The organism is Paracoccaceae bacterium Fryx2 (assembly GCA_032334235.1).
GTDB lineage: Bacteria > Pseudomonadota > Alphaproteobacteria > Rhodobacterales > Rhodobacteraceae > JAVSGI01.
Window position 1 is genome coordinate 873,761 of the sequence record JAVSGI010000005.1, and the last position, 21,436, is coordinate 895,196.

The 21,436-nt window shown below is 70.7% G+C and carries 14 protein-coding genes; 10 read left to right on the plus strand and 4 right to left on the minus strand.

Annotated features, from left to right (window positions below; genetic code table 11):
* Positions 1-163 precede the first annotated feature (163 nt).
* Both RNZ50_13460 and RNZ50_13465 read right to left on the minus strand, forming a co-directional pair.
* Positions 164-8,464 (minus strand): glucoamylase family protein, encoded by an 8,301-nt coding sequence (locus RNZ50_13460; GenBank protein ID MDT8856000.1) that lies wholly within the window; start codon positions 8,462-8,464, stop codon positions 164-166.
* A 218-nt stretch (positions 8,465-8,682) separates the two neighbouring features.
* On the minus strand, positions 8,683-8,877 hold the full coding sequence (locus RNZ50_13465; GenBank protein MDT8856001.1) for a hypothetical protein: 195 nt from the start codon (positions 8,875-8,877) through the stop codon (positions 8,683-8,685).
* Positions 8,878-9,152: 275 nt separating this feature from the next.
* On the opposite strand from RNZ50_13465, the gene RNZ50_13470 reads away from it, so the two are divergent.
* From RNZ50_13470 to RNZ50_13490, 5 genes are read left to right on the plus strand one after another with little or no spacing between them, the layout of a single operon-like run.
* A complete protein-coding gene (locus tag RNZ50_13470) occupies positions 9,153-9,854 on the plus strand; it encodes a class I SAM-dependent methyltransferase (GenBank protein ID MDT8856002.1) in 702 nt (233 codons plus the stop codon).
* Positions 9,855-9,900: 46 nt separating this feature from the next.
* On the plus strand, positions 9,901-10,755 hold the full coding sequence (locus RNZ50_13475; protein MDT8856003.1) for an FkbM family methyltransferase: 855 nt from the start codon (positions 9,901-9,903) through the stop codon (positions 10,753-10,755).
* Positions 10,662-11,372 (plus strand): glycosyltransferase family 25 protein, encoded by a 711-nt coding sequence (locus RNZ50_13480; GenBank protein ID MDT8856004.1) that lies wholly within the window; start codon positions 10,662-10,664, stop codon positions 11,370-11,372. Before RNZ50_13475 ends, RNZ50_13480 begins: the two co-directional genes overlap by 94 nt.
* Complete coding sequence (locus RNZ50_13485) at positions 11,369-12,442, plus strand: glycosyltransferase (protein MDT8856005.1); 1,074 nt, start codon at positions 11,369-11,371, stop codon at positions 12,440-12,442. Before RNZ50_13480 ends, RNZ50_13485 begins: the two co-directional genes overlap by 4 nt.
* Before the next feature lie 3 nt (positions 12,443-12,445).
* On the plus strand, positions 12,446-13,174 hold the full coding sequence (locus RNZ50_13490; protein MDT8856006.1) for a glycosyltransferase family 25 protein: 729 nt from the start codon (positions 12,446-12,448) through the stop codon (positions 13,172-13,174).
* A gap of 40 nt (positions 13,175-13,214) precedes the next feature.
* On the opposite strand, the gene mprF is transcribed toward RNZ50_13490, so the two are convergent.
* On the minus strand, positions 13,215-15,881 hold the full coding sequence (gene mprF, locus RNZ50_13495; protein ID MDT8856007.1) for a bifunctional lysylphosphatidylglycerol flippase/synthetase MprF: 2,667 nt from the start codon (positions 15,879-15,881) through the stop codon (positions 13,215-13,217).
* Between the two features lie 473 nt (positions 15,882-16,354).
* Between mprF and RNZ50_13500 the strand changes: the two genes are divergently transcribed.
* The gene (locus RNZ50_13500; GenBank protein MDT8856008.1) at positions 16,355-16,984 is read left to right on the plus strand and encodes a DUF1345 domain-containing protein; all 630 of its coding nucleotides are present in this window, start codon (positions 16,355-16,357) and stop codon (positions 16,982-16,984) included.
* Between the two features lie 24 nt (positions 16,985-17,008).
* Here the strand turns inward: RNZ50_13500 and RNZ50_13505 are convergent, their stop codons facing one another.
* Complete coding sequence (locus RNZ50_13505) at positions 17,009-18,163, minus strand: trypsin-like peptidase domain-containing protein (protein ID MDT8856009.1); 1,155 nt, start codon at positions 18,161-18,163, stop codon at positions 17,009-17,011.
* A 314-nt stretch (positions 18,164-18,477) separates the two neighbouring features.
* Between RNZ50_13505 and RNZ50_13510 the strand changes: the two genes are divergently transcribed.
* The 4 genes from RNZ50_13510 to RNZ50_13525 all read left to right on the plus strand — a co-directional run bounded on the left by RNZ50_13510 (position 18,478) and on the right by RNZ50_13525 (position 21,436).
* Entirely contained in the window at positions 18,478-19,149 is a 672-nt protein-coding gene (locus RNZ50_13510; protein ID MDT8856010.1) for a response regulator transcription factor, read from the plus strand.
* Positions 19,150-19,151: 2 nt separating this feature from the next.
* Complete coding sequence (locus tag RNZ50_13515; protein ID MDT8856011.1) at positions 19,152-20,675, plus strand: HAMP domain-containing sensor histidine kinase; 1,524 nt, start codon at positions 19,152-19,154, stop codon at positions 20,673-20,675.
* Between the two features lie 126 nt (positions 20,676-20,801).
* A complete protein-coding gene (locus RNZ50_13520) occupies positions 20,802-21,065 on the plus strand; it encodes an STAS domain-containing protein (protein ID MDT8856012.1) in 264 nt (87 codons plus the stop codon).
* Entirely contained in the window at positions 21,062-21,436 is a 375-nt protein-coding gene (locus RNZ50_13525) for a response regulator (protein ID MDT8856013.1), read from the plus strand. Before RNZ50_13520 ends, RNZ50_13525 begins: the two co-directional genes overlap by 4 nt.

Sequence of the window (21,436 nt, forward strand, 5' to 3'; positions counted from 1 at the left end):
CGGCCCGCCACCCTGTGCAACCGCCAGCCCGCACCGGCGGCCTGCCCGCATTGCCTGATGCCATCGGCCCGGAACCGTGGTGCGGCCCTGGCGCGGCAGCGCCGGGCGAACGGACGGCCACCTTGCGGAGCCGGAATCCCCCGGGCGGTTGACCATCCCCGCCTCACGCCACCGGCCCCGACAGGGTGATGCGGACCCGGCGGGGCGCATCTGACAGGGGCAGGATCAGCGGGCCGCCGCCGTGGGGCACCGCCATGCCGTCGATCTCCACCTGCGCGATGCCGTGGCCGGTGCCGCCGGGATTCTCGACCAGCAGCGTGACCGCAGCCCCGTCCTGGCGCAGCGTCGCCTCCATCCGGGGCCAGGCGGCGGGAAAGCACGGGTCGATGTGCAGCGCGTTGCCGACCCGCGTCAGGCCGAGGATGCCCTCGATCCCGGCGCGATACATCCAGCCGGCCGAGCCGGTATACCACGTCCAGCCGCCGCGCCCTTCGTGCGGGGCGGTGGAATAGACATCGGCCGCCACCACATAGGGCTCGACCTTGTAGCGTTGCGCGTCGGCCGGGGTCAGGGCGTGGTTGATCGGGTTCAGCAGTGCGAAAAGGCTGCCCGCAGCCGTGCCGTTGCCGAGCCTTGCCTGCGCCAGTACCGCCCACATCGCGGCATGGCTGTATTGCCCGCCGTTTTCGCGCAGGCCGGGCGGATAGCCCTTGATGTAGCCGGGATCGCGCGGCGTGCTGTCGAAGGGCGGGGTGAACAGCAGCACAAGGCCGGGGTCCGGCCGCACCAGATGTGTCATCACGGACTCCATCGCCATCGCCGCGCGTGCCGGATCGGCCGCGCCCGACAGCACCGCCCAGGATTGCGCGATGGAATCGATCCGGCATTCGCCGGAACCGGCCGACCCCAGCAGCCCGCCGTCGTCATAGGTGCCGCGCCGATACCATGCGCCGTCCCAGCCCTCGGCCTCGATGGCGGCGCGCAGGGTTTCGGCATGGGCCCGCCAGCGCCCGGCGCGCTCGGGGTCGCGGCTGTCGGCCAGCGGCGCCAGCCGCGCGATGGTGGCAAGCAGCAGCCAGCCCAGCCAGACCGAGGTGCCCTGCCCGCCCTCGCCCACCCGGTTCATCCCGTCGTTCCAGTCGCCGGTGCCGATCAGCGGCATCCCGTTGGCGCCGGTCAGGGCAATCGCCTGGTCGATGCCGCGGGCGCAATGTTCGAACAGGCTGGCAATCTCGTCCGACATCCCGGGCTGGAAGAAGTCGTCATGCGCGCCGGGTTGCAGGTGCGGACCTTCAAGGAAGGGCAGCATTTCGTCGAGAATGCCCTCGTCGCCGGAAACAGTGATGTACTGCGCCACGCCGAAGCCCAGCCACACCCGGTCGTCGGAAATCCGGGTGCGGACGCCCTGCCCGGAATGCGGCAGCCACCAGTGCTGCACGTCGCCTTCGGGAAACTGCCGCGACGCCGCGCGCAGCAGATGCGACCGGGTCAGCGCCGGGCGGATCGCGGTCAGCGCCATGCCGTCCTGCAACTGGTCGCGGAACCCGTAAGCGCCGCTGGCCTGATAGAACCCGGCCCGCGCCCGGATGCGGCAGGCGACGGTCTGATACAGCAGCCAGCCGTTCAGCAGGATGTCCATCGCCCGGTCGGGCGAGCGCACCTGCACGCTGCCCAGCAGGTCGGCCCAGCCGCGCTTGACCTCGGCCAGCACGGCACGGGGGTCGGCGGCGCGGGTGCGCAGGATCAGGGCGCGCGCCGCCCCGGCGCTGGCGGCCTGCCCGATCAGGAAGGTGACCTCGACCGTCTGGCCGGGGGCAAGGGTCACGATGCGCTGCAGCGCGGCGCAGGGGTCCAGCGCCGGGCCGGTGCGCCCCGACAGCGGGCCCGCGATGCCCGCAGGCGCGGCAAGGTTGCCGTTCGGCCCCAGAACCTCGGCCCGGTCGCCGCTGCGGCTGGCGACGTCGGCCCCCAGATCGGCAAAGGCCACCCGCCCCGGAAAGGCGGTGGCATAGGGGTTGTGCGCCAGGACGGCGCCGGTCTCGGGGCAGGTCTCGGTGATGACATGCGCAAGGGTGGCATCGCGCGACGCGCCCAGCACCCATTCGGCATAACCGGTGACCGAAAGCCTGCGCGGCCGCGGCGTGGTGTTGCGCAACGTCAGGTGGCTGATCTTGACCGGATCGTCCGGCGGCACGAACTGCACCATCTCGGCCATGATGCCCTGTGCGGTGTGGCTGAAGCGGCTGTAGCCGAAGCCGTGCCGCGCGGTGTAGGCGCCCAGGCCGCGGATCGGCAGGGCGGTCACGGTCCAGACCCGGCCGGTGTCGAGATCGCGCAGAAAGATCGCCTCGCCCGCCGGATCGCTGACCGGATCGTTGGACCACGGGGTGATCTGGTTCTCGCGGCTGTTCTCGGCCCAGACATGGCCGCTGCCCTCGGCCGAGACCTGAAAGCCGAAGCCGTCGTTGGCGATCACGTTCAGCCAGGGTGCGGGCGTGGTCTGGCCGTCGCGCAGGATGGTGACATATTCGCGGCCATCGTCGTCGAATCCGCCGGTGCCGTTGAAGAATTCCAGCGCGGGGGGCGACTCGGGGCTGTCTTCGGCCAGCGGACGGGCCAGCGGCAGGGGTGCGGCCTGCGGGGCGGGCACGGGCAGGGCCGCGATCTGGTTTCCGATGCCGCCCCGGCTGGCCACCAGCGCCGCCCCGGCCACCGCGACCAGCAGGGCGCGCGCGTCGGCCGGGATCAGATCGGTTCGCAGGGCGAAGATCCGGCCCCGGTCGGGGTGATGGCCGTTTTCGGCGCGGGGCCGCGACTGGGCACTGCGCACCGCCGTCTCGATGGCGTTCTGCAGGTCTTGCACATAGGACGACGCGCGGTCGTTCAGGATCACCAGATCCACCGCGAACAGCCGCATCCGCCAGTATTCATGCGCCGCCAGCGCCTCGTATACCCGGGCGATATCCTGCACGTCGTCGATCTGAAGCAGCACGATCGGCAGATCGCCCGAAATGCCCAGCTGCCACAGCCGCGACTGCGGCCCCGCCCCCGCCAGGATGCGCGGCACCCCGGCGCGCAACCGGGCGTCGCCGCTGATCAGCACGCCCGACAGGCGCTGGAAATCCGCCGCGGCCGCCGGGGTCACGCCAAGGTGGCGCAGGCCCACCTGCGCCTGCGTCCAGGCCAGGGTTTCGGCGCGGGCATAGGCCGACACGTCGCGGTGGCGTTCGACCAGATCGAGCAGCGCCTCGGGGGTTTCCGCCACGATGGTCCAGAAGGTCACCCGCGCCATCCCGCCCACCGGCACCCGCAGGCGGCGGCGGATCGAGAACACCGGGTCGAGCACGGTGCCGGTGCTGCCCGACAGCGGCGCCGCCGCCATCACCGCCGTGTTGATGGCCCGGCCGCGCCCGATGAAGCGGGCACGATCGGTCTCGAACTGCATCGGCGCGGTTTCCTCGCCCTCGACCACGGCGATATGGGCGGCCCAGACCTCGGGTTCATCCGGACTGCGGCGGCGGCGCGTGGCGATGATCACGCCCAGTTCGGGCAGGTGGTCGGTCACGACGAACATCTTGGAAAAGGCCGGATGCGCCACGTCGGTCGCCGTCGGGGCCAGCACGAGTTCGGCGTAGGAGGTCACGTCGACCTCGCGCGCGTAGCGCCCGGTGTTGGTCAGGGTGACACGCCGCGCCTCGGCGTCATCCTCGGCCGAAACCACGACCTCGGTGGTGGTGGTCAGGTGCGGGCCCGCATGGGTGAAGGCGGCATGGTGTTCGCAGAATACGGCCGTGCGGCGGGCGGGGTCGCTGCCGGTGGGGGCCAGCCCCGCCGACCACAGCGCGCCGCTTTCGGCATCGCGCATGAACAGGAACGTCCCCAGCCCCTGCCCCGCATCGGACCGCCACCGGGTGATCGCCAGGTTGCGCCAGCGGCTTGACCCGGTGCCGGAGGGCGTCAGCATCGTGCTGAAGCGGCCGTTCGACAGCAGATGCGCGGTGGGGGCATCCTGCCCCGGGGCGGCAAAGCGGCGCAGCGCCAGGGTGTCGGACGCCGCCGCCGGGGTGACCGGCACGTCGGCCGCGCGGGGCTGCGCGCTGGCCGCGTCGCGCGGCACCCGTTCCTGCAACAGCAGGTCGACGCCCTTGATCATCGGCTCGGCGTGAAAGCGTTCGCGCAACCGACCGCCTTGCAGCGTGTTGGCGATGGCGGTGATCGTCATGCCCTGGTGATGCGCCATGAAACTGCGCACGATGGCGACCCCCGCCCCTTCGGGCAGGCGGGACCGGGTGAAATCCAGCGCCTCGTAGAAGCCGTAGCGCCCTTCGGCGCCCAGCGTGGCCAGCGCGGCGTAGTTCGCGGCGGCGGCGGCCGGGTCGACCATCGCGGCGAGCCCGGTGGCATAGGGCGCGATCACCCGGTTCAGGCTCAGCCCGCGCTTCAGCCCCAGACCCGGCACGCCGAAGTCGGAATACTGGTAGGTCATCTCCAGGTCGCGGGCATTGAACGACGATTCCGAGATGCCCCAGGGAATGTCCAGCGACGCGCCATAGTCCCGCTGCCGCGCCACAACCAGCCGGTTGGTCTGTTCCAGCACCGAGCCTGCGGGCGCACGCATCACCAGCGCGGGCATCAGGTATTCGAACATGCTGCCCGACCACGAGATCAGCGCCGAGGCCGCCCCCAGCGGCGTCGCGGCCCGGCCCAGCCGGAACCAGTGCCGGGTCTCCACATCGCCCTTGGCGATGGCGAACAGGCTGGCCAGCCGCGCCTCCGACGCCAGCAGGTCATAGCAGTTCGGGTCCAGCGTCTTGGTCGGCACGGTGAAACCGATCGACAGCAGCTTCTTCTCGGGGTCGAGCAGGAAGCCGAACTCCATCGCCAGCGCCATGTCGCGGGCAAGCCGCGACACCATCTGCAGGCGGCGCAGGTCGGGGCCGTCGAGCCGGGCGTCGGTGGCGGCCTCGGCCAGCCGCTGCCGGATCGCCGCGACCCAGAAGGCAGGGTCGCCCGGCGGCGCGCGGTCGGGCCGGGCGGCCTGCTTCGCATCGGGGCCGGTAAGTGCGGCCACCAGCGCCAGCGCCCGGTCGGCATCGGGCAGCATCGCCCCGGCGTCCAGGCGGCCGCTGTCCGCCAGCGCCGCCATCATCCCGTCCAGCAGGTCGGCCAGTTCCGCCCCGGCCAGGGTATCGGCACCCTCGGTCAGGGCCTGCCGGGCCAGCAGCAGCGTGTCGCGCAGGCCCGCCCGCAGGTCGCGGTCGTCGGGTGCGGCGGTCTGCCAGTCCTGGCAGGCCTGCGCCACGGCGATCAGATGCCCGGCAAGGTTGCCGCTGTCCACGGTCGAGACATAGGGCGGGTCGAGCACGCGGCCGTCGCGCGTGTCATACCAGTTGAAGAAGTGTCCACGAAAGCGCGGCAGCGCCAGCATGGCGTGCAGCGTCTGCTCCAGCCGTGTCAGGGCGGCGTCCTGACCGATCCAGCCGAGGTCGTGCGAAGCCGTGGTGGCCAGCAGGTAAAGCCCCATGTTGGTGGGCGAGGTGCGCTGGGCCACGACCGGGCGCGGGGTTTCCTGAAAGTTGTCAGGCGGAAGATGGCTGTCGGTCGGGGTGACGAAGGTCTCGAAATAACGCCAGGTGCGGCGGGCGATCAGCCGCAGCCGGGCAGCATCGGCGGGGCTCAGCGGGGCGGCATGGCGCAGGGCGCGCGGCCGGCTGATGCCCAATGCCACCGCCGGCGCGGCAAACCACAGCGCGACCAGCGGCAGAACCGCAGGCCAGGCGGCGGGGTTGACCAGCAGGGCCGCCCCTCCGGTCGCCAGCCCCAGCCCCAGCCCGCCCGCCATGCGCCGGTAGCTGCCCGCCAGCCCCGGCAGCGCGCTGCCTTCGGCCTGCGCCGCCGTCACCCAGTCGAGCAGGCGGCGCCGGCTGACGGCCAGCCGCCACAGGGTGCGCAGGGTGGCGTCGAGCATCTGCCAGCCGGTATCGGCCAGAAACACCACGCCCAGCACGATCTGCGACACCGCGGCCTTCGTGTCCGCCGCCAGCGCCGCGACATGGCTGCGCGAGGTGATCCCCGCCCGTCCCGGCAGCACCGCAAAGGGCAGCCCGATCAGCCGCGGCAGCGCCAGCAGGCCCAGCAGCAGCCCGGTCCAGGCCGCGGCCTGCGGCTGTGGCAGCAGCATCCAGCCCGCCGCGAGCGCGGCAAGGCTCAGCGGGGCCGTCAGCGACCGGCGCAGGTTGTCGAGCATCTTCCAGCGCCCCACCGCCGGGATGTCCCGGCCCCTGCGCCCGAACACCCAGGGCAGAAGCTGCCAGTCGCCGCGCACCCAGCGGTGCTGGCGGCGGGCGGCAACGTCGAAGCGGGCGGGGAAATCCTCGACCACCTCGATGTCGGACGCCAGCGCGGCGCGGGCGAAGATGCCCTCGAAAAGGTCGTGGCTGAGCAACGCGTTCTCGGGCACCCGCCCGGCCAGCGCCTCGTCGAAGGCATCGACATCATAGATGCCCTTGCCGGTGAACGACCCCTCGGCGAACAGGTCCTGATAGACATCGGAAATCGCCGCCGCATAAGAATCGATTCCGCCGGGGCTGGAGAACACCTGCTGGAACAGCGATCCCTCGCTTCCCACCGGCAGCGCCGGGGTGACGCGGGGTTGCAGGATGCCGTAACCGCTGGTGACCCGCCCCGAGGCCGGATCGACCCGCGCGCGGTTCAGCGGATGCGCCATCTTGCCGATCATCCGCCGCACCGTGTCGCGCAAAAGCCGGGTGTCGGCGTCCAGCGTGATGACATAGCGGATGTCCTGCGGCACCTCCTGCGGCAGGAAGGTGGTGTCGGTCGCGCCGCGCAGCAGGCGGTTCAGCTCGTCCAGCTTGCCGCGCTTGCGCTCCCACCCCATCCAGCAGCCCTGCGCCGGGTTCCAGCGCCGGGTGCGGTGCAGCAGCAGAAAGCGGTCGCCCCGGTCGGACGGATAGGTTTCGTTCAACTGGGCAATGCCCGCCCGTGCCGCGGCGATCAGGTCGGCATCGCCGGGCGTGGTTTCGGTGGCGGCATCGGGGCCGTCGGACAGCAGCGCGAAATGCAGCGCGCCGCCGGTGCTGGACAGGTGATGAACCTCCAGCCGCTCGATCTGGCGGGCCAGATCGTCGGCATCGCTGAGGATGACGGGCACCGCGACCAGCGTTCGCAGATGCGGCGGGATGCCGTCGATCAGGTCGAGCGCGGGAAGCAGCTTCGGCGCCACCGTGCGGGTGACGGCCAGGTTGATCAGCGCCGTGCCGGCCTCCACGGCGGCCGCAGCGCCGGTCAGCGCAAGCGGCAGCAGCGCGGCCGGGCCCGCCCCGCTGCCCCAGAGGGCTGCCGACAGAAGCGCGCCGCTGGTCGCCGCAATCGCCCCGAGATAGCCGCCCAGCCCCAGCCGACCAACCAGCCGCCGCGTCCGCAGCCGCAGCGGCGGGGCATAGCCCAGTTGCCGCTCCAGCGCCGCGCGGCCCGGACCGATCAGGGCGTGGCCCGGGTCGCCGTCGCGGGCCGTCATCGCCAGCGCCGCCTCGGTCACCCCGGTCTCGGTCAGGGCCGAGTGGCGCGAAAGATCCTCGATCGCGGTGCGGTAGCGGTTGCGCGTCGCGAAATCCAGCGCCTCGAAATCTGACGCTTGCCGCAGCCGCGCGTCGATCAGGCTGACCGCCTCGAACACGTCGGCCCAGTCGAGTTCCGATGCGAGCCTCATGCTGGTGACGATGTTGCGCATCGTGACGTTGGAGGCGGCCTGCCGCTGGTGGGCGCGCAGCACCACGTCGTCGATCGTGGTGCCCTGCTGGCGCAGGCGGTCCTCCAGCCAGCCGCGCAGCGGCGTTTCGGTGGGGTCGAGGCCGCGCAGCCGTTTGGCGATCTGCGCCGCAAGGATCTCGGGCAGCGGCCGGTCGGCGTGGTCCGCAAAGGCGACATGCACCGGCACCGGCGGGGCCGTCGATTCGTCTCGGGTCGGCTTGCCGAACACCGCATCGACCAGGGTATCGGCCTCCAGCCGCATCCGGTGGCCAACGGTTATCTGCGCCACCAGACGGCGCATGTTCTCTATCAGCACGATGCGCAGGGTGATGGCCACCGCCCACAACTCGCCGATCATCAGCGGCTGAACCTGCTGATAAGCCTGCACGAACCGGATGAGGATCGGCCCCGACAGCAGGCTGTCGGTATGGGCAACATAGGCCCAGGCCAGCCCCAGCACGCGCGGATACCCCGCCAACGGCCCATCGCGCAGTTTGGGCAACTGCCGGTAATAGCCCGGCGGCAGATCCTCACCGATCTGGCGCAACTGCTGTTCCACCAGATGCACGTTGTCGAGGAGCCATTCCGCGGCAGGCGACACGGTCTGCCCGTCCTGCACCGCCTGCGACAGCGACCGGTAGGCAGCCAGCAGCACCTGCGCATTTTCGCGCACCCGCCGCGTCAGCGGCAGCACTCTGGACGACCGCCCGTCCGGGACGACGGCTTGCGCCGCAGCAAGGGTGCGGGCGTGGTGCTCAAGCCGGTCAGGACCGAAGAGGTCGGCCCTGACCGGAGCGTCGTCTTGCCACAGGTCACGATCCGGTCGCGCCTGCCTCCACCGGGTCGTGAAGCCGCGCGAAGACGGCTGCGGGGCGGCGGTTGCGGGTTTGCCCTCGGGCAAGGGCGACCCGCTCACTTGACGGCCGGGGCCTCTGCTGCCGCATCGGCGGGCGGGGCGACCGGCGTCCCTCGGGGCAGGCTGCCCGCATCCATTTCAACCATGTCAATGCGCGGCGTCATCGCGCCCATCGAACTGCGCGGTTTTCGGACACCCTGAGCGCGGCAGGCCATCTCTGTCCATTTGGTTTCAATCTGATCCCAGGTCATGCAGCATTCCTTTCGTGTCTGTCAGGATGGAATGTGACAGCGCCCTTGGCAGAGGGGGCGCCCCGGTACGGGCGAGACGCCATACCGCCACACAGGATTTCAACGCAGGGGCGAGGATTTGGTTCCAGCCCCCGGGGCGCAACCGTCGGATGTTTTGCGCAGGGCGCCCGCACGGCCCGCCGGCGCCGTGCAGCCAAAGGTAAAGGCGGTTGCTTTCCGGGCGGGCAAAGGCTATCAAACGCCGGGAAAACGGCGGTTTCTGGCGTGGAAATGCAATGGATTACAGATATGTAGACCCGCCAACCCCAGGCTGGGCACGCTGGCGAAGCCTCTACCGCCACCATGCCGGCCTGTCGGTCCTGCGGGTTCTGGAATACGAAAAGCTGGCGCAGCAGCCGCTGGCCGGGCGGGTGCTGGATGTCGGCGGCGGGCGCAACGCGCGCTACCTGAGCCAGCTTCCGGCCGATATCACGCTGGAATCGGTGAACATCGACCCGAAGATCGACCCCACCCACCTGATCACCCCCGGCGCGCCCTTCCCGATGGCCGACGACAGCTATGACATGTCGATCTGCCTCAACACGCTGGAACACGTCTATGACGGCGCGGCGGTGCTGGCCGAGATTTTCCGCGTGCTGAAGCCGGGCGGCACGGTTTATGTCACCGTGCCCTTCATCTTCCGCATCCACGCCCATCCCGACGATTACTTCCGCGCCACGCCAAGCTGGTGGCGCGAGACGTTCCGGCGCGCGGGCTTTTCCGGCCTGACGCTGCAACCGCTGGTCTGGGGCCGCCAGACCACCGCCGGGATGATCACCGGCTATCGCGGCCCGTTCCCGCGCGGCCAGTTCCATCTCGCGCACCTGCGCGACCTTGCCTACGCCCGCCTGACCCGCTGCGGCGCCACCTATTCCGGGCGGCGCGGCGAGCGGATCTGCGCCGTGGCGCCGGGGTGGTTTCTGACGGGGGTGAAATGACCGTGCAGTTCCGCATCAACCCTGCAACCTGTGCCCGGTGCCCGCGATGAAGAAACCCCCGTTCCGCGCGCTGACCCTGCTGTGGCATCGCCTGACCGGCAGCAAGACGGTCACGCTGGCCGGGGTGCGCCTGCACACCGATGCCGGGCGGGTGCCCCGGTCGCTGCAAAGCGCGATTTTCAAGGGCCGCTATGAACTGCCCGAGCGGGTGCTGGCGACGCGCGCGCTCCGCAAGGGCGACCGGGTGCTGGAAATCGGCACCGGGCTTGGCTTCATCAGCCTGCTGTGCAGCAGGCTGGCCGGGCCGGGGCAGGTTGTGTCCTACGAGGCGAACCCGGCGCTGGCGCCCATCATCGCGGCGAATTACGCGCTGAACGGGCTCGACCCCCGGCTGGTGCTGAAGGCGGTGACCACCGACGGCGCGCCGGTGACGTTCTTCCAGAACGATAACGTGGTGTCATCCTCGCTCCTTGACCGCGATCTGGGCGCGCGCCGGATCACCGTGGAAAGCGACCCGATCAACAGCGTGATCGACGCGCACCGCCCCGATGTGATCGTGATGGATGTCGAAGGTGCCGAGATTGCCCTGCTGACAGAAGCCCATCTTGCAGGCGTGCGCGCCATGGTGGTCGAGGTGCATCCCCATATCGTCGGGCAGGCGGCCATCGACGCGCTGCTGGCGCATCTGGCGGCGCAGGGCTTCGGCGTGGCGCAGACGCTGCACAAGAACGTGCTGCTGACCCCCGGACGGCGGGCTAGGCCATGTGGCCCGCGCAGGTCATCAACCTGGCCGACAACACCGCGCGGATGGCCAATGCCGCAGCGATCCTCGACGCGCAGGGCATTCCCTTCACCCGGCTGGATGCGGTCCATGGCAAGACCCTGCGCCCGGCGGTGCTGAATCGGGTTTATGACCCCCGCGCCAACCGCGCCCGCGCCCGCCACCCGCTGGTGCTTGCCGAGATCGGCTGCTACCTCAGCCACATCGCCGCCTGGCAGGCGATTGCCGATGGCGACGCGCCCGGCGGCTTCATCTTCGAGGATGACTTTGCCGCCTCGGGCGATCTGGCTTCCGTTCTGGCCGCCCTGTCGCGGGATGCCGCGGGCGATTGGGACATGGTGAAGCTTTTCGCCTTCGACACCCATCCCCGCGTGGTGAGCCAGCGTGCGCTGGGGGACGGACACCGGCTGGTGATCCCCTACCGCGTGCCGACCTGCCTGCTGGGCTACGGGCTGACCCAGGCCGCCGCCCGGCATCTGGCGGGGCAGGCCTTGCCGTTCTTCCGCCCGGTGGACGAGGATCAGAAGTTCTTCTGGGAAACCGGGCTGCGGGTGGCGCTGGTGCTGCCGACACCCCTCCGGGTCGGTGACCAGCAGACTGTCACCGGCACCATCGGCAGCGCGCGGCGTGCGGCGGGCAAAAGCGGGCTGGCGTCGCTGCTGCGCGGCCTGCGCTACCAGATCGGCTACCGCGCCCGGCTGCACTGGCACCGGCTGCGTGGCGGGGCCGGGCAATGACCGGGACCGAGACTGCCCTGGCGCCTGCCGCCCTGCCCCGCGTGCTGCACCTGCATTTCGGCAAGGAAGGCGGGGCGGAACGGTTCTTCGTCAGCCTCGTCAACGCGCTCGGGCGGCGCGGTGTGGACCAACGCTTCGTGATCCGCCCCAACCGCAGCTGGCGGGGAGAGATCGCAGACCTTGGCCCGTTGATCGAGAACAACTACAGCCGCATCTCGCCGCTGAGCCCGCTGCTGGAATGGCAGGTGCGGCGCCTCTGCCGCGAGTGGCAGCCCGATGCGATCATGGCCTGGATACCCCGCGCCGCGCGGCTGATCCCCGACTGGCCGGGGGCGGTGAAGCTGGCGCGGCTGGGCGATTTTCCCAAGAACCTCAAGCATTTCGGGCGGTGCGACCTGCTGGTGGGCAACCTGCCCGGCATCGGCACCCGTTGCCGCGATCTGGGCTGGACGAAGCCACTGGTCACCATCTCCAACTTCCCGCGCCCGATCAAACCGGTGCCGGTCACGCGTGCCAGCCAGACGACGCCCGAGGATGCCTTTCTTCTGGTGGCAGGCGGCCGGTTCGTGCCGCGCAAGGGCATGGATGTGGCGATCAGGGCAGCGGCAGAGGTGCCGGGGGCGTGGCTGTGGCTGTTGGGCGACGGCAACGAGCGCCCGATGCTGGAGTCGCTGGCGCGCGAGCTTGGCATCGCAGACCGCGTGCGCTTTGTCGGCTGGGTGGCAGAGCCGATCCACCATCTGGCCGCCGCCGATGTCTTCCTGATGCCGTCGCGGCACGAACCCCTCGGCAACATGCTGCTGGAGGCGTGGCAGGCCGGGGTGCCCTCGGTTTCCACAAGGTCAGAGGGGCCGGACTGGTTCATGCGCGACGGCATCGACGGTCTGGTCACCCCGATCGACGACGTGGCGGCAATGGCTGCGGCGATCCGGCGGCTGCGGGCGGACCCGGCGCTGGCGCAGGGCTTCGCGGAGAACGCCAGCGGCCGGCTGGACGAGATGTTCAGCGAACACGGCGTGGTCGATGCCTACCTGCGCGTCTTCGCGGGCGAACTGCCCTTCGGGGCATAGGCCATGCGGGTGATGGTGATCAACCTCGCCGGGCAGACCGCGCGGCTGGCGTTTCAGGCCGGGCAGCTCGACCGGCTGGGCCTGCCCTGGCAACGGGTCGAGGCCGTCACCCCCGCGACCCTGTCGCCCCCTTCCGATGCGCCTTACTGGCAGCGATGGGAACGCCCGCTCAGCCCCGCCGAGAAGGCCTGTGCCGCCTCGCATCGCGCGGTCTGGGCGCGGGTGGCGGCCGGGTTCGGCCCAGTGCTGGTGCTGGAGGATGACGCGCTGCTGCTGCCGGGGGTCGCGGATTTCCTGGCCCGCGTGACGGGGTTTCAGGGGGTTGATCACATCTCGCTCGAAACCCGGGGGCGACGCAAGCTGCTGGGGGCGCCGCATCCGCAGGCCCCGATGCGGCGGCTGTGGCAGGACCGCAGCGGGGCCGCCGCCTATGTGCTGTGGCCCGCGGGCGCGGCGCGGCTGCTGGCGCGGGCCGACCGGCGGGCGGGCATTGCCGATGCGGTGATCTGTGCCGCCTATGACATGTCGTCGTGGCAGGCCGACCCCGCGCTGGCGATCCAGATCGACCAGTGCGCCCGCTACGGCATCCCGCCCCCCTGCCCGCCGACAAGAGCAGCATCGGCGCATCGGGCAAGGCGGCGCTGGCGGGAATGGCTGCGCGGGTGCGGGCCGGCTTTCGCCTGCGCCGGGTGGCGGCGCAGCTGCGCATGGGTCTGCGCCGGGTTCAGGTGATCGGCCGGGCAACGCGGCGCGAGGTCCTTCCGGCGCGCCCCTAAGCCTGCACCCCGGCCAGCCTCCGGGCGCGCGGCGCGCGTGGCGCCTTGCCGCCGATCAGCACGGCCGCATCGGCCAGCGGCAACAGCGGCGGCAGGGCCGAGGGAACCGCCAGGTAATGCGGATGCCAGGCCGGATCGAACTTCTCCTTGAAGGCGCGCAGGCCGGCGAAGTTGTAGAAGTTGCCGCCATGGCGGAACAGCGCCGCCCCGAACCTGTCCCACAGCCTGCGGCTGCGGTCGGGCATCAGCCCCGACAGCGGCGCCATGCCCAGCGAGAAGCGGTGATAGCCCTGCTCGCGCAGGCGCAGCATCAGGTCGGTGAACAGGAATTCCATCGTGCTGCCGGGTGCGTCCGCGCTGTGACGCATCATGTCAATCGAGGCCGCGGCGCGATTGTCGGTCACCAGCAGGTTGGCAAAGGCCACGATCCGCCCGGAATGGCGCACCACCGCCACCGGCCAGCGGTTCAGCCAGCCCGGATCGAACCGCCCCACGGAAAAGCCCTTCTCCCGCGCGTTCCTGGCCGCCAGCCAGTCGTCGGAAATGCCGCGCAGCGTGGCGATCAGCGCCGGGTCGTGCGGCGGGCTCAGCACCTCCAGCGTCAGCCCGTCGCGCTGGGCGCGGGCGTGGGCGGCGCGCAGCGACTTGCGGGCGGGCCCCTCCAGCGCGAAGGTGGCAAGGTCGATCACCGCCTCTTCGCCCAGTTTGTGCAGGTTCATCCCGAGGTCGAGCATCAGCGGCAGGTCACCCTCGCCAACCTCGTAGAACACCGGGCGGGCGCCCGCATGGCGGGCGGCATCGACAAAGGCCCAGGCGAGGCCCGCAAACGCCTCGGGCGCGCCAACCGGGCCGCCAAGGGCGATCCACGACCGGCCCTGCACCGCGAACATCAGGAAGGCATCGCCGCTGTCGGCAAACAGCAGCGTCTTGTCGCCGGTCAGCGCAAAGCCCGCGTCGGGTTTCTGCCCGGCCATCGCAATTGCCTCGGCCTGCACCAGTTGCACGGCATCGGGCAGGGTCGGAGTGAAGCGCGGTGCGCGCAGCAGCAGGAACAGCGTTGCCAGCCCGACCGCGAGGCTGGCCAGCAGCCCCGCCCGCAGGGCCCTGGGCGCGCCCTGATCCATCGCGAATTGCCACCACAATTCATGGGCATAGGGCGTGCTCTTGTTGGCGAAGAAGAATACGAACCCGAACGAGGCGACCGTGGCCGCCACCAGCACGATCCACCCCGGCGAGAAGAAACCAGAATGCGTCAGCCGGGTGCGGCGGTTGAACTCGCCCCGGAAGGGCAGCAGGATCAGGCAGGCCAGCCCCAGCACCACCGCGCGCTGGTAGTCCAGCCCCTGCATCAGCGACACCGCCATCCCCGCCGCCAGCGCCGCCAGCGACAAAAGCCACGCCCCAAGGCTGCGCCGCGAGATTCCCAGCGCCAGCACGATCAGCCCCGCACCAAGGGCCGAGGACAGCAGCGCCGACCCCTCGACAAAGGCCAGCGGAAACAGCGCCTCGGCGGCCTCGGCCGCTTCGGAGGTGCGCGGGATCAGCGCGGAAAAGCTCATCCACAGGCCCGAGCCGAAGATCATCACCGCCAGCAGCAGCGGTGCCAGCGGCGCCACGGCACCGAACGCCGGGCGCGTCGCGGCCAGCGCCCGACCGACCGGGCCGCGCGGTGCCACCAGCGCCGCCCCGCCCAGCGCGCAATAGCCCTCGTAAAGCGCCAGCACGATCAGGGCCAGCACGAAGGGCACGATGTAATAGGTGAAACGGTACAGCAGCAGCCCCGCCGCCACCGTCTCGATCTGGGTGCCCGCAGGCATCGCGGCGATCACCACCGTCTCGAACACCCCCACCCCGCCGGGCACATGGCTGAGAATCCCCGCCATGGTCGCCGCCGCGAACACCGCAAGGAACGAGAAGAACCCCATCTCGATCGGCGGAAGCAGAAGGTAAAGCGCAACCGCCGACAGTGCGATGTCGGCCAGGCTGAACAGCACCTGCCCCGCCAGCACCGGCAGGGTCGGCGCGCGCAGCGAAAAGCGGCGGAAGCGCAGCTCGCCCTTGCGCCACGAGGCGACCACCAGCGGCACCACCACGGCGGCAATCGCCGCCAGCGCCAGCCAGCGCAAGAGATGCGGCGCGATCGGCACCACCGCACTCAGCGCCGCCGGATGCGCCGCCAGCGCCCCCAGCCCCACCAGCGTCGCCGCCACCCCGTAGGACACCGCCGCGAAGGTAGACACCGCTGCTACGTCATAGCCGTCAAGCCCCAGACCGGAATAGATGCGGTAGCGCACCGCCCCGCCCGACACCGCGCTGAGGCCCACGGTGTTGCCGAAGGCATAGGCCATCAACCCGCCCGCCACCACCACCGGCACCGGCAAGGGCTTGCCGATGTAGCGCAGCGCCGACCAGTCATAGCCGACCAGTGCCAGATACCCGCCCAGGGTCGCAAGAAACGCCAGCGCCAGCGTCGACCATGGCGTGGCCCGCATCTGGTCCGCGACATCGTTGATGTCGACCTTGGACAGCAGGTGATACAGCGCATAGAGCCCCAACCCGAACAGGAACGCCGCCACCAGATACGGCAGGCTGGCATGGAAACGGTTCCACAGGGTGGTGTTGTGCCTGGCGGGCGGGCCTTCGGGCCGCGTCTGTTCCGTCATGCCGTGTTCGCTCCGCACTTGGGTTCGGATCTCTGTACCGGATATGGGGGTCACATGAAGAAAGAGCCCTGCCTTGTCGGATCGTTGCGGATCGTTCCGGATCGTTCGAGCCGACCTGATGCCAGTCCGGCGCCGATGCACTGATGACATCTTACCAGTGTATCGGGAAGGGTGAATGGGGAAAAATCTGCGCCCAGTGGCATGTCGCGATGCTCGTCCCCCGGCGCCCCTTGTCCCGGCGGCGCGCCAAGGGCCCCGCGCACGGGGCGGGCGGCGGGACCGGGGGCCCTGCGTCTCTCGGATGCCGGGCCGGAGGGGCCTTGACCCGAGGGGTCGAAAGGCGGTCTGGTCGGGATCAGGGCCGCGCCCACCTCGCCCAGCGTCGGCCCCGCGCCGAGCGGTTGGACGTTTGATCGGGCGGGAGGGCAGTCCGCATCCCCGCCACAAGGCCACCAATCAAGGAACGGACCTGCATGTTGCGAAAACTGCCCCATCCCCGCTTCGTGCTGTTCTTTGCCGTCCTTGCCGCCGGGACGGCGGCCTCCGCCCACCTGACCGGGGTCGAGGTCGCGTTCGTTGCGGGCTTCGACGCGGCGGCGCTGGCGTTCATCCTGTCCTGCCTGCCGCTGTGGCGTCAGGACCGGCTGGACGCGATCCTCAGGCGGACGGCGCGCGACGATGGCGGGCGGGTGCTGCTGCTGGTGGTGGCGGCGGTGGTGCTGGTCACCGTCCTGCTGGCGCTGGGGCGCATGATCGGGGCGCGTGCGACGCCGGGCCCGGCCGATTTCGCGCTGGTTACGGGCACGCTGGTGCTGGCATGGCTGTTCGTCAACCTGGTCTATGCCTTCCACTATGCCCATCTCTATTACGATCAGGGTGACGCGGGCGACACGCGCGGTCTGGCATTCCCTGGCAAGGACACGCCGCTTTTCGCGGATTTCTGTTACTTCTCCTTCGTGATCGGCATGACCTGCCAGGTGTCGGACGTCACGATCCAGACCACCACCCTGCGCCGGGTGGCGATGCTGCACGGGCTGTTCGCCTTCTTCTTCAACCTTGGCGTGCTGGCGCTGACGATCAACGTGCTGTCGGGCGTGCTGTGACGCCCGACAGCGGCGGATGGCGGTTCAGGCCGGCTGGTCGGCGCGGTTGCCAAGCAGCACCGTCAGCCCCTGCGCCTGACCGGCGCGCAGCAGGTCAAGCCTGACCGAGGCGCCCGGCGCGGCGCCGGCCACGATCCGCGTCAGCTCGCGCGCGTCGGCCACCTTGGCACCATCGACCGCCAGCACCACGTCACCGCGCTTCAGGCCGGCCTTCGCCGCCGGGCTGTTGGCCGACACGTCGGCGATCAGCGCCCCGTTGGTGGACACCAGCCCCAGCGCCGCCGCGATGTCGTCCGACACCGGCTGGATGGTGACGCCCAGCCAGCCCCGGTCCACCTTGCCATCGGTCGCGAGTTCGGCGATCACCTTCTGCGCCGTTTCGGCCGGCACGGCAAAGCCGATGCCGACCGACCCGCCCGAGGGCGAGAAGATCGCGGTGTTCACGCCCACCACCTGCCCCGCCCCATTGAACAGCGGCCCGCCCGAGTTGCCCTTGTTGATCGCGGCATCGGTCTGGATGAAGTTGTCGAACGGCCCGGCATTGATGTCGCGCCCCAGCGCCGAGACGATGCCCGCCGTGACGCTGTTGCCAAGGCCGAACGGATTGCCGATCGCCACCACATCCTCGCCGACCCGCAGCGCGGTGCTGTCACCGAAAGCGACGGTCGGCAGGTCGCCGGTCGGCACGACCCGGATCAGCGCAAGGTCGGTGGCGGGGTCGGCGCCGACCACGGTCGCGGGCAGCTTCGTGCCGTCCGAAAGCGTGACGGTCACCGTGTCGGCGCCCTCGACGACATGGCTGTTGGTCACGATGTCGCCCGAGGCCTTGACGATGAAGCCGGTGCCAAGCCCGTTCAATTCCTGGCCGGGGGCCTCGGGACCGCCCGGTATCCCGGGCATCGGCATTCCGAAGCGGCGGCTGAATTCCTCGAACGGAAAGCCCTGCGGCATCTCGGCGGGGTTGATCCCGGCCATGGTGGGGGCGGCCCTGGTGACTTCGATCAGCACCACGCCGGGGGCGACGCGTGCCACCAGATCGGCATGGCCGCCGGTTGCGGCGGCATAGGCATCGGCAGGCCCGAAGGCCGGGGCCAATGCGACGACGCTGGTTGACGCCAGCACTGCGCCCAGCACGAAGGCCGGCAGATGTCTGGCGCGCGGGAAAGCGGAAAGGGTCATGGTCAGGCTCCTGAAAGCGACGCCCGGTTGCAGGATCGCGCGGCGGGCGGATGCGGTGAAGCTGTGCGCGCAACCTCGCAGCGCGGTCTCGGCAGGATTACAAATCTGCAAGGCTGGCGATGCCGGGGTCACGATGACGTGTGCGGCCGGGCCTTGCCGCCGGGGCCCGCGCCCTGCCCTTCCAAACCGTGCATTCCCAAACCCCGCCTTCCCAAACCCCGCCTTCCCAACCCCCGCCTTCCCAAACCCCGCACGGGCCCCTACCTTGTCGGACACCGCGCCCCGGCATCGGGGCGGCAACCGGCAGGATGGCAATGAAGATTCTGGTGATCGAGGACGATCCCGCCACCGCGGACTACATTTCACGCGGCCTGCGCGAGGAAGGCCACGCGGTCGATCTGCTGGGCGACGGCCCCTCGGGCGTGGCGCAGGCGATGGTCGGGGCCTATGACGTGCTGGTGGTGGACCGGATGCTGCCGGGGCTGGACGGTCTGTCGCTGATCAAGGCCCTCCGCGCGGCAAGGGTCCGCACGCCCGCGCTGTTCCTGACCGCGCTTGGCGGGGTCGATGACCGGATCGAGGGGCTGAACGCCGGGGCCGACGACTATCTGGTGAAGCCCTTCGCCTTCGGCGAGCTGTCGGCCCGCGTCGCAGCCCTGGCCCGCCGCCCCACGATCCGCGACGAGGAAACCGTGCTGACGGCGAGCGATCTGCGGATGGACCTGATCCGGCGCAAGGTGACCCGGGCGGGGCAGGAACTCGACCTGCTGCCGCGCGAATTCGCCCTGCTGGAACATCTGATGCGCCGCAAGGGCCGGGTCCAGACCCGCACCATGCTGCTGGAGGCGATCTGGGACATCACCTTCGATCCGCAGACCAATGTGGTCGAAACCCATGTCAGCCGCCTGCGCGCCAAGGTCGACAAGCCGTTCGGCCATGACCTGATCAAGACCGTGCGCGGTGCGGGCTACCGGATCGAGGACTGAGCGTGCCGCCCGACCCGCAGCCAGCCCCGCCGCCAGCCCCGCAGCCCATCCCGCAGCCCGCCGCGTCGCAAGTCCCTGCGCCCGTCCCTGCACCAGCCCCGCACCTGCCGCTGCGCCGCCTGCTGGCCGCCTCGCCGGTGCGCCTTGCGCTGGGGCTGGTGCTGGTGTTCAGCCTGACCAGCCTTGTCACGCTGGGCGGGGCCTATCTGTCGATCCGCAGCAGCCTGGAATCCGGGCTGGCCGCCAACGTGGCGCAGAACATCGCCGGCTTTCGCGCGGCCCCCAGCGCCTTGGCGGTGGCAACGCTGGTGGAAGCCGAGGCGTCGGCCACCGATGTCGCGGACCGCATCTTCAGCTATACCACTGCCGATGGCCGCAGCTTCGGCAACGCCCGCGCCGAACCCGAGGCCGGAGGCATCGTGCTGCGCCCGGCCGCGGGCGGGCGGACGCTGGCGCCCGCGGGCTATCTGCACGAGGCGGTGCCGCTGCATGGCGGCTTGCTGGTGGTGGCCGAAAGCCGTGCGGCGATTGCCGAACTGGGCGACGTGTTTGCGGCGCTGCTGGGGCTCAGTCTGCTGCCGACCACGCTGGTGGCGCTGGGCGCGGGGCTGGCCCTGTCGAGGCGCGCGGCGCGGCGGGTGGCGCGGATCGAGGCGGCGCTGGATGCGCTGACGGCGGGTGATCTGGCGGCAAGGGTCGGCGGCAGCGCGGACAGGGCCGACGATCTGGACCGGATCGGCACGCGGATCGACCGGATGGCTGCGGCGCAGGAAGCCTCGGTTTCCGCCCTGCGCCAGGTTTCGGCCGACATCGCGCATGACCTGAAGACCCCGGTGCAGCGCATTGCCCTGCTGCTGGGCCAGTTGCGCGACGGGCTTGACCCCGGTTCGGCCGCCGCCCTCCTTGCCACCCGCGCCGAGGCCGAGGCCGACCGCGCGGTGGCGGTGTTCCAGTCGCTGCTGACCATCGCGCAGATCGAGGGCGGCAGCCCGCGCGCCCGCTTTGCCCCGGTCGATCTGGGCGCGCTGCTGGCCACCTTTGCCGAGATCTACGCCCCCGCAGCCGAAGACAGCGGCCATCTGCTGCACCTCTGTCCCCTGCCCGACCGCCCGTTGCCGGTGCCGGGTGACCGCAGCCTGCTGGGCCAGATCATCGCCAACCTGATCGAGAACGCCCTGCGCCACACGCCCCCCGGCACGCGGATCACCCTGGCGCTGGGGCAGGACGGGGGGCGCGCCACGCTGTCAGTCTGCGACAATGGCCCCGGCATTCCGGCGGAGGAACGCGACCAAGTGCTGCGCCGCCTCTACCGGCTGGAACGCAGTCGGACGACCCCGGGCCATGGCCTCGGCCTCAGCCTGGTGGCCGCGATCAGCGCGCTGCACCGCGCAGACCTGACCCTGTCGGATGCCGCCCCCGGGCTGTGCGTGCGCGTGGCCTTCCCCGCCGCCGGGGACGAATCATCCCCGCGGGGCGGCGCCGGCGCCGTGACATCGCGCCCGACCCCGGCCGCGCTTTCGCCCTGAATTGCCCGAGCCGGTCAATCGAATCTTAAACCCCCGTGCGTACCGATGGTCATGCGGGCCATCGGGCCCGGTTGCGATCAAGGGAGCAGGCGGAACCCCATGTCAGTCGGTTGGAAAACTTTCGCTTTGCCCGAAAGGGGGGGCCTTGGCGAGGCTCGGGGGCTCGAGGCGTTCCTGCGCGATCAGGTCGCGGCGCCGGTGCGGCTGGACGCAAGCGCCGTGCAGCGACTGGATACGCTGCTGCTGCAATACCTGCTGGCAGCCGGGCGCGCCTGGTCCCGCCGCGGCCTCGGGTTCGAGGTGACGGGGGTCGGCGCCGCCCTGGGGGCGGAGCTTGCGCTGGTCGGCCTCACGCCCGACCTGCTGGCCTGGCAGCGGGGGGCGGCATGACGATCAAGGTGCTGGCCATCGACGATTCGCGCACCATCCGGTCGCTGATGCAGAAGGTGATGCAGGACGCGGGCTTTTCCTGCGTCTGCGCCGACGACGGCGTGCAGGGCGTCGCGATGTTCGCCGCCGAACGGCCCGATGTCGTGATCACCGACATCAACATGCCCAACCTCGACGGCTATGGCGTGATCGCCACCATCCGGCGCGGCGAGGTGAACCGCGCGGTGCCGATCCTGGTGCTGACCACCGAAAGCGCCGATCACCTGAAGGCCCGCGCACGCGAGGCCGGGGCCACCGGCTGGATCGTCAAGCCGTTCGACGACGCGGCGATCGTTTCGGTGGTGCGGCGGGTGACGGGGGCGCGGGGCTGA

What these genes read in the sequence shown, in the direction of transcription:
- mprF (MDT8856007.1), bottom strand. Translation starts at nt 15,881, where the DNA reads ATGACGGAACAGACGCGGCCCGAAGGCCCGCCCGCCAGGCACAACACC.
- RNZ50_13465 (MDT8856001.1), bottom strand. Translation starts at nt 8,877, where the DNA reads ATGACCTGGGATCAGATTGAAACCAAATGGACAGAGATGGCCTGCCGC.
- RNZ50_13485 (MDT8856005.1), top strand. Translation starts at nt 11,369, where the DNA reads ATGACCGGGACCGAGACTGCCCTGGCGCCTGCCGCCCTGCCCCGCGTG.
- RNZ50_13505 (MDT8856009.1), bottom strand. Translation starts at nt 18,163, where the DNA reads ATGACCCTTTCCGCTTTCCCGCGCGCCAGACATCTGCCGGCCTTCGTG.
- RNZ50_13490 (MDT8856006.1), top strand. Translation starts at nt 12,446, where the DNA reads ATGCGGGTGATGGTGATCAACCTCGCCGGGCAGACCGCGCGGCTGGCG.
- RNZ50_13475 (MDT8856003.1), top strand. Translation starts at nt 9,901, where the DNA reads ATGAAGAAACCCCCGTTCCGCGCGCTGACCCTGCTGTGGCATCGCCTG.
- RNZ50_13510 (MDT8856010.1), top strand. Translation starts at nt 18,478, where the DNA reads ATGAAGATTCTGGTGATCGAGGACGATCCCGCCACCGCGGACTACATT.
- RNZ50_13525 (MDT8856013.1), top strand. Translation starts at nt 21,062, where the DNA reads ATGACGATCAAGGTGCTGGCCATCGACGATTCGCGCACCATCCGGTCG.
- RNZ50_13480 (MDT8856004.1), top strand. Translation starts at nt 10,662, where the DNA reads ATGGCCAATGCCGCAGCGATCCTCGACGCGCAGGGCATTCCCTTCACC.
- RNZ50_13470 (MDT8856002.1), top strand. Translation starts at nt 9,153, where the DNA reads ATGGATTACAGATATGTAGACCCGCCAACCCCAGGCTGGGCACGCTGG.
- RNZ50_13500 (MDT8856008.1), top strand. Translation starts at nt 16,355, where the DNA reads ATGTTGCGAAAACTGCCCCATCCCCGCTTCGTGCTGTTCTTTGCCGTC.